The organism is Amycolatopsis acididurans (genome assembly GCF_012328925.1).
Classification (GTDB): Bacteria; Actinomycetota; Actinomycetes; order Mycobacteriales; family Pseudonocardiaceae; genus Amycolatopsis_E; species Amycolatopsis_E acididurans.
Genome location: NZ_JAAXLS010000018.1, coordinates 125343 through 132019 on the forward strand (window position 1 = coordinate 125343; position 6677 = coordinate 132019).

The window sequence follows — 6677 nt, forward strand, 5'->3', positions numbered from 1 at the left end:
CGCACGGCGACTCCCATCCTCCGAGGGATGCCACGATGCCTCTATAGAGCGCATTTTGCGAATCGGTTGTCACTCTTCGGAGTGATCTTCACCGGTCGGATGTGAGCTGTCTTACCGGCGCCCCTCGTCGGCGAGCGCCTGCACGAGGTGCTCCGCGGGCACGACCGCGGTGATCGCGTCGTGCGGGTTGATGGCCACCGGGTGACCGGCGAGCAACGGGACCATGTCGCGGCCGAGAACGGCGCGGGCGTGCGGCCATTCACCCGGAACGAGGGATTTCGAGGTGTACGCCGGAACCATGACCCGGCCGTCGGAGTTGTGGAAACCGATCACGGTGCGCTGCAACGGCGACATGGCGTAGACGAACAGCGTCGCGTCGAGGATCACCGGCGGCAGGTCCTCGGCGGGCCGGTGATTGGTGCGCACGAGCTGCAGCAGCCGCTCCAGTTCGTTGCCGGGCTCGGGAAAGCCGAGCGCCTTGGGCGAGGGACGGTAGCGGTCGTTGCGGTGGAAGTCCTCGACGATCTTGCCCGAGGCGTTCACCGGGTATGCGCCGACGACGGCCCACGAGGGCACCGGGCCGCCGGGATCGAAGGCCTCGTCGATGACATAGAGCCAGCTGTTGGGATTCGCCCTGGCGTTGGCGCGCATCTCTTCGGTGATCTTCGGCTTGGTGAGCCGTCCGGTGGCTTGGGGATTCGGTACGAGCCGGTCTGCTTCGTCCCGCTGCGCCATGTTCAACCCCACGTCTCGCGTGCCGTCCTACGGATGTTCACTCTACTGTTTCCCCATGCCTGCTTCGCGTTCGGTCGACCCCGCAGAGTTACGCGCCGCGCTGATGGCGATCTCGGCTTGGTTGAGCGGAGAAGCGGAGAAACCGGCGCGTCCGGCACTGGCCGCGGCCGTGCGGCTAAGCCTACGCGCTCTGGCCGCCGACGCGCCCGGGCGCAGTGTGGAAGTTCGCGTGCCGCCCTTCGCCGCAGTCCAGTGCGTGGAGGGTTTGCGGCACACCAGGGGCACTCCGCCGAACGTCATCGAAACCGATCCGCGCACCTGGCTCGAACTCGCGACCGGCCGTCTACAGTGGACAGACGCGGTGGAGGGCGGCCGGGTCACCGCTTCCGGCACCCGGGCCGACCTCGCACACTGGCTGCCGGTCGTCCGGCTTTAGGGCTTGCGGCCAACGCCGCCGACGATGCACTCCTGGACGAGGTTGAGCGGCTGGATGCGGGGGCCGTCCGGCCACCAGTCGTCGCACAGCACCAGGCCCGGCTCGACCATCTCCAGCCCGGGGAACATGGCCTGGATCTCCGCGTGCGTGCGGAAGCGGCCGCTGCCCATCGGGCTGTGCACGAACTTCTCTTCCATCTTGCGGGCGAGCTTGCTGTGCTCCTCGTCCTGCGGGTCGTAGAAGTGCGCGATCGCCGTGTAGGAGCCGGGCACGAGCGCGTCCAGGTAGACCCGCATCAGCTCCGGGGCGTCCTCGCCGAGGTAGTGGTGCAGCGTGCCGACCTGGAACACCGCGATCGGCCGCGAGAAGTCCAGCTCCTTGCGCACGACCTCGTTGCCGAGCACCTCGTCCGGCTTGAAGATGTCGGCCGCGACGAAGTGGGTGAACTCGTTCTCCTCGAGCAGGGCCCTGCCGTGCGCGAGCACCACCGGGTCGTTGTCCACGTAGACCACGCGCGCCTCGGGGTTGACCCGCTGCACGATCTGGTGCGTGTTCTCCGCGGTGGGCAGCCCGGAGCCGAGATCGAGGAACTGGTCGATGCCGGCCTGCATGGCGAGGAACCGGCAAGCCCGGGTCAGGAAGTTGCGGTTGGACCACGCAAGGTCGTTGACCTGCGGGGCGACCGTACGGACCTGTGCCAGCACCTCACGGTCGATCTCGTAGTTGTCCTTGCCGTTGAGCGCCGCGTCGTAGACCCTGGCGATACTCGCCCTGGTGGGGTCCACGCCGACGGGAACAGCATTGGGGTACGGAGCCGTGGCACCGGTCATCGAAGTTCTCCCGGCAGTGTGGAGTGGAACACAACGTACGTAGCGTAGGCGGACGGGCCGCATGCGTAAATGCACGATGTGGGTTGACCGCGACGCACCGCGGTGTACCTTCATAGGCTGGGCTGTCAGTCGAGTCAGAAAGGTCCGCTATGGCTCAGGTCGACTCCTCCGGTTTGGAGCAAGGCACCGGGCCAACCGCGCGGCGGATGATCCTCGGTACGCAGCTCCGGCGCCTGCGTGAGGCCGCGAACATCACGCGTGCCGCGGCCGCCTGGGAGATCCGGGCGTCGGAGTCCAAGATCAGCCGGATGGAGCTGGGCCGCGTCGGCTGCAAGGAACGCGACGTGGTCGACCTGCTGACCATGTACGGCGTCCACGACCAGTCCGAACGCGATTGGGCCGTGGAGATGGTCAAGCAGGCCAACCAGCCAGGCTGGTGGCACCGCTTCAACGACACGCTGCCCAACTGGTTCGACAACTACATCGGACTGGAAGAGGCGGCCACCCGGATCCGCACCTACGAGCTGATGTTCGTGCCCGGCCTGATGCAGACCGAGAGTTACGCCCGAGCCGTGGTCGGCCGGGGCAATCTCGATTCCGATGATCCCGCGGTCGAGAGTCGCGTCGCGATCCGGATGCGCAGGCAGAAACTGCTCAACGGGCCGAAACCGCCCCGGCTGTGGGCCGTGCTCGACGAGGCGGTGCTGCATCGCCCGGTCGGCAGCGCCGCAGTGCTGAAAGAGCAGCTCGAGCACCTGCTGGAACTGATCAAGCTGCCCAATATCTCGTTGCAGATCGTGCCGTTCGACATGAGCGGATACGCGGCCGAAAGCGCTTTCTCGCTGCTCCAGTTCGCCGAACCCGAGTTGCCGAACATCGCTTACATCGAACGACTCGACGGCGCGCTCTACCTGGAGAAGTCCGACGAACTGGAGCTCTACGGCCGTACTTTCGACCGGCTCACCGTCGACGCGGAAACACCCGATCGAAGCAGGCAGATGCTGATCAAGCGCATCGCCGAGATCTAGTACCACGCTGCGTAATCACTTACCCGGGTGAGACACCCGGAGTTTTGGCTACGGTTCACCCGATCGATTCCGGCTGCACCTGACGTGATTCACCGTCGGGAAGCTAGAAAAACACATGCAACTGCACGTGCATCGACTCGTGCATTTACGTGTGCACGTCTCAGTGGTAGCTTTCTGCGTACGGTGCAAATGCACGTGCATCTGCACTGCCGCTGGCCGAATGGGGAAGGTGGCGAAGATGGCTGAGCGATTCGCGAATGGTGCGTCCGCGGACCTCCTGACCGACGTGTCGTGGCGCAAGAGCAAGCGCAGTGGCGCCCTCGGCAACTGCGTCGAGGTCGCAACGCTTCCCACGGGCGAGATCGCGGTCCGCAACTCCCGCTTCCCGCACGGTCCCGCTCTGGTCTACACACGCGACGAGATGGCCGCGTTCCTCGCGGGCGCGAAGGACGGCGAGTTCGACGATGTTCTCCGATGACGACACCACCTCGGTCGACGCGAGGCTGCTGAGCCTGATCGACCGCGGCTACCGCTTCATCCACCCGCGCGACAAGAACGGCAGCGTCGTCGCCGTCGTCGGCATCCGCGCCCACCACTCCGTCGTGGACGTGCTGCGGATGGACGCCGAGGACGACGTGACGGCCTTCCGGGTGCCCGGCGACGAGCAGGACATCCTCAACCCGCGCCGGATGCTCTGGCGCTGCCGCGGCACCGCGCACACCGTTCTCGACGAACTGGTGGAGCTCGCCGACGACTACGCGGGCGGTGGCCGGAGGGTCACCGGTTGCTGGGTACCGGGCGAGGGCGGCCGCGCGAAGTGGCTCGCCGCCGCTGGTTGAGAGCGCAACGTCACGTCAGGCCCGGCTGATCCGGGCGGTCGCGCGACCTACACTTGAAGCTGGCCCGGCCGCAGCGTCCCCAGGGAGCAGTTTCGTGGTTTCCGACCACATCTCGCACGACCAGCCCGAATCCGAACCCCGTGAGGAATGCGGTGTCTTCGGTGTGTGGGCACCGGGCGAAGAGGTCGCCAAGATGTCCTACTACGGGCTGTACGCGCTTCAGCACCGTGGGCAGGAAGCCGCGGGCATCGCGGTGTCCGACGGCAAGCAGATCGTGGTCTTCAAGGACCTCGGCCTGGTCAGCCAGGTGTTCGACGAGCAGGTGCTGTCCTCGTTGCAGGGACACATCGCGGTGGGGCACTGCCGCTACTCCACCACCGGCTCGTCCACCTGGGAAAACGCCCAGCCGATGTTCCGCACCACCGCCACCGGCAGCGGGCTGTCCTTCGCGCACAACGGGAACCTGGTCAACACGGCCGAGCTGCGCGACCGCACCCAGGCCGCCGGGCTCAAGGCGCACGCCGGGCTGACCGGGTCCTCCAGCGACTCCGACCTGGTCTGCGGCCTGCTCGCCGCGAACGCCGCGGACAAGGGCATCGAGGCCGCCGCGCTGGAGCTGCTGCCCACCCTGCGCGGCGCGTTCTGCCTGGTCTTCGCCGACGAGGACACCCTCTACGCGGCGCGTGACCCGCACGGCGTGCACCCGCTCGTACTCGGCAGGCTCGAGCGCGGCTGGGTCGTCGCGAGCGAGACCGCCGCGCTGGACATCATCGGCGCGTCGTTCGTGCGCGAGGTCGAGCCGGGCGAGCTGATCGCGATCGACGCCGAAGGGCTGCGGTCCTCCCGCTTCGCCAGCCCCGAGCCCAAGGGCTGCGTCTTCGAGTACGTCTACCTCGCCCGCCCGGACACCACGATCGCCGGCCGCAGCGTGCACGCCACGCGCGTCGACATCGGCAGGCGGCTCGCGCAGGAGAGCCCCGTCGAGGCCGATCTGGTCATCCCCGTTCCCGAGTCCGGCACGCCCGCCGCGATCGGCTACGCCCAGGAGTCCGGCGTCCCTTACGGGCAGGGCCTGGTCAAGAACGCCTACGTCGGGCGCACGTTCATCCAGCCGTCGCAGACCATCCGGCAGCTGGGCATCCGGCTCAAGCTCAACCCGCTGCGCGAGGTGATCCGCGGCAAGCGGCTGGTCGTCGTGGACGACTCGATCGTGCGCGGCAACACCCAGCGCGCGCTGGTGCGGATGCTGCGCGAGGCCGGCGCGCTCGAGGTGCACGTCCGGATCGCGTCCCCGCCGGTGCGCTGGCCGTGCTTCTACGGCATCGACTTCGCCTCGCGGGCCGAACTGGTCGCCAACGGGGCGGACCTGGACGGGATCCGCAGGCTGATCGGCGCGGACTCGCTGGGATACGTCTCGCTCGACGGTCTGGTCGCCGCGTCCGAGCAGCCGAGGTCGCGGCTGTGCACGGCCTGTTTCAGTGGCGAATACCCGATTCCGCTGCCGGACGAGGCACTTGTCGGCAAGCACCTGTTGGAAAGCCTGGAAGGGACCGACGGTCCGGCCCGGCCCGTCACCCAAGCCGGGTACGGTGCTGGGGATGCCGTCCGGCGTCCTTGAGCCTGATCAGTCTGGAGTCCGCTTGCCGTGAGCGAATCCACGAACGCCACGTATGCCGCCGCCGGGGTCGACATCGATGCCGGTGACGAAGCCGTCGAGCTGCTGAAACCGCATGCGGAGCGCGCCAGCAGGCCCGAGGTGCTCGGCGGGGTCGGCGGGTTCGCCGGACTGTTCTCCCTCAAGCTGGACCGCTGGAAGGAGCCGGTGCTCGCGTCCTCGACCGACGGTGTCGGCACGAAGATCGCGGTGGCGCAGGCGCTGGACAAGCACGACACGGTCGGCATCGACCTCGTCGCGATGGTGGTCGACGACCTGGTGGTCACCGGCGCCGAACCGCTGTTCCTGCAGGACTACATCGCGGTCGGCAAGGTCGTGCCGAAGCGGATCGAGGCGCTGGTCGGCGGCATCGCGGAGGGCTGCGTGCAGTCCGGCTGCGCGCTGCTCGGCGGCGAGACCGCGGAGCACCCCGGGCTGATGGGCGAGCACGACTACGACCTGTCGGCCACCGGTGTCGGCGTCGTGGAGGCGTCCGGCCTGCTGGGGCCAGAACGCGTGCGGCCGGGTGACGTCGTGATCGCCATGGGCTCGTCCGGCCTGCACTCCAACGGGTACTCGCTGGCCCGGCACGTGCTGCTGGACATCGCGCGGATGCCGTTGGAGGGGCACGTCGAGGAGTTCGGCCGCACGCTCGGCGAGGAGATGCTCGAACCGACGCGGATCTACGCCAAGGACTGCCTCGCGCTCGCCGCGGAGGCCGAGGTGCGCACGTTCGCGCACATCACCGGCGGTGGCCTGGAGGCGAACCTGGCGCGCGTGATGCCACACGGGCTGTGCGCGCAGCTGGAGCGCGGCACGTGGACGCCGGCGCCGGTGTTCGCGCTGATCGCGCAGCGCGGCAAGGTCGAGCGGGCCGAGATGGAGAAGACGTTCAACATGGGCGTCGGCATGGTCGCCGTGGTCGGCGCCGAGGACGTCGACCGGGCGCTCGCCGTGCTGACCGCGCGGCACGTGCCGGCGTGGACGCTCGGCGAAGTCCGCGCGGCGGAGGATGCGGACGGGCCACGGGCGGTGCTCTCGGGTGACCACCCCAGGTTCTGACCTCGCGGTCACGCGCCGTCTCGTGATCCCCGCCGCGGAGTTGCGCGAGCGGTTCTCGCGTTCCTCCGGGCCGGGCGGGCAGGGCGTGAACAC

Annotated in this window: 8 protein-coding genes and 1 pseudogene; 7 read left to right on the forward strand and 2 right to left on the reverse strand. The window is 68.4% G+C overall.

The window, feature by feature from the left end; translation table 11 throughout:
• Window positions 1–111: 111 nt before the first annotated feature.
• Window positions 112–735 (reverse strand): type VII secretion system-associated protein, encoded by a 624-nt coding sequence (locus HFP15_RS24010; protein WP_168518984.1) that lies wholly within the window; start codon window positions 733–735, stop codon window positions 112–114.
• A 55-nt stretch (window positions 736–790) separates the two neighbouring features.
• Here HFP15_RS24010 and HFP15_RS24015 point away from each other — a divergent pair, with 55 nt between their 5' ends.
• Window positions 791–1171, forward strand: coding sequence for a sterol carrier family protein (locus HFP15_RS24015; RefSeq protein ID WP_168518985.1), 381 nt, complete (start codon window positions 791–793; stop codon window positions 1169–1171).
• Here HFP15_RS24015 and HFP15_RS24020 read toward each other — a convergent pair.
• On the reverse strand, window positions 1168–2001 hold the full coding sequence (locus HFP15_RS24020) for an SAM-dependent methyltransferase (RefSeq protein ID WP_168518986.1): 834 nt from the start codon (window positions 1999–2001) through the stop codon (window positions 1168–1170). The two genes, HFP15_RS24015 and HFP15_RS24020, sit on opposite strands and share 4 nt — an antisense overlap.
• A 149-nt stretch (window positions 2002–2150) precedes the next feature.
• On the opposite strand from HFP15_RS24020, the gene HFP15_RS24025 reads away from it, so the two are divergent.
• The 6 genes and pseudogenes from HFP15_RS24025 to HFP15_RS44185 all read left to right on the forward strand — a co-directional run.
• Window positions 2151–3029, forward strand: coding sequence for a Sco1979 family transcriptional regulator (locus HFP15_RS24025; RefSeq protein WP_168518987.1), 879 nt, complete (start codon window positions 2151–2153; stop codon window positions 3027–3029).
• 238 nt (window positions 3030–3267) lie between these two features.
• Window positions 3268–3507: a DUF397 domain-containing protein gene (locus HFP15_RS24030; RefSeq protein WP_168518988.1), complete on the forward strand. Its 240-nt coding sequence runs from the start codon at window positions 3268–3270 to the stop codon at window positions 3505–3507.
• Window positions 3494–3868: a hypothetical protein gene (locus HFP15_RS24035; RefSeq protein WP_168518989.1), complete on the forward strand. Its 375-nt coding sequence runs from the start codon at window positions 3494–3496 to the stop codon at window positions 3866–3868. The genes HFP15_RS24030 and HFP15_RS24035 overlap by 14 nt, the downstream gene beginning before the upstream one ends.
• Before the next feature lie 94 nt (window positions 3869–3962).
• Entirely contained in the window at window positions 3963–5486 is a 1524-nt protein-coding gene (purF, locus tag HFP15_RS24040; RefSeq protein WP_168518990.1) for an amidophosphoribosyltransferase, read from the forward strand.
• Window positions 5487–5513: 27 nt separating this feature from the next.
• On the forward strand, window positions 5514–6584 hold the full coding sequence (purM, locus tag HFP15_RS24045; RefSeq protein WP_168518991.1) for a phosphoribosylformylglycinamidine cyclo-ligase: 1071 nt from the start codon (window positions 5514–5516) through the stop codon (window positions 6582–6584).
• Window positions 6565–6677, forward strand: a pseudogene (locus tag HFP15_RS44185) (aminoacyl-tRNA hydrolase); the annotation flags it as partial. The gene purM and the pseudogene HFP15_RS44185, both read left to right, overlap by 20 nt.